At 47.5% G+C, this 983-nt stretch carries 1 protein-coding gene; it reads right to left on the minus strand.

Annotation, left to right across the window (positions count from 1 at the left end; all coding sequences use genetic code 11):
- Window positions 1-107: 107 nt before the first annotated feature.
- A protein-coding gene (locus ABD892_RS10505) for an IS5 family transposase (RefSeq protein ID WP_425559229.1) occupies window positions 108-859 on the minus strand; the annotation gives its coding sequence in 2 pieces (ribosomal slippage) (window positions 108-544 and window positions 544-859; 753 coding nt in all).
- Between the last annotated feature and the right edge of the window lie 124 nt (window positions 860-983).

A 983-nucleotide genomic window follows, 5' to 3' on the forward strand; every position in this document is an offset into this window, starting at 1 on the left:
CTTAATCCCGACAGATCTTCAGCTGATCAACTTAAGAAAGCGGCTTGAGTTGGGGCGACAACTATGTTGACAAACACCGCCTGCAAGTTTCTAGGGAGTGTTCACAATTAAGTTAGCCATATCATGCTGGCTGCTAAATGAAGCATTCCAAAGTAGTTTCGCCCTAACTTCTCGTAGCGAGTGGCTATACGGCGAAACTGCTTCAGTTTTTGAAACAGTCGCTCTACGAGATTTCGCTCTTTGTAAAGCGCCTTGTCATACGCTCGTTGAACGAGCCTGCTCCGACGTGGCGGAATAACTGGCGCTGCCCCATTTCTCTCAATCGCTGTGATGAAAACATTGGATTCATAGCCCTTGTCTGCGAGAACGTAATCAGTAGAAAAGCCTTCTATCAAAGCCAGGGCCTGACAGAACTCAGACGTCTGCCCGGCCGTTATGATAAAGCGAACAGGGTTGCCCAAAGCGTCAACGGCTGCATGGATTTTCGTGGTCAGACCGCCTCTGGACTTACCGACAGCTTGCTCATCCTGAGCTGTTTTTTTGGAGCACCATGCTGGTGTACTCGGGCAATACTTCCATCGACCATGATGTATTCGAAGTCTCTGTCTCTGGAAAGTTCTTCAAACACGTCAACCCATATGCCCTTTTGACACCAGCGGTCATAACGAACATAAACACTATGCCATTTACCGAATTCTTGTGGCAGATCGCGCCAAGGGGCACCGGTACGAGCGATCAATAACACAGCTTCAAGAAAAACTCTGTTGCATTTGGCGGTAACGCCACAGTCTGAACGCTTACCTGGAAGCAAGTCCTTAATACGTTCCCATTGGTGATCTTGAAGCTGTGTACGAGGCATAAGGAAAATATCAAATGCTACACAATCACAGAGCAGGGTATAATTCCTTAACTCCCGCTTAACGATCTGAAGAAGTAAGGCTAAATTGAATGAAGAGAGCGTCCCCTGTGCTCTTCAGGCAAAA

The sequence above is a fragment of the Kistimonas scapharcae genome (assembly GCF_039540975.1).
In the GTDB taxonomy this organism is placed as follows: Bacteria; Pseudomonadota; Gammaproteobacteria; order Pseudomonadales; family Endozoicomonadaceae; genus Kistimonas; species Kistimonas scapharcae.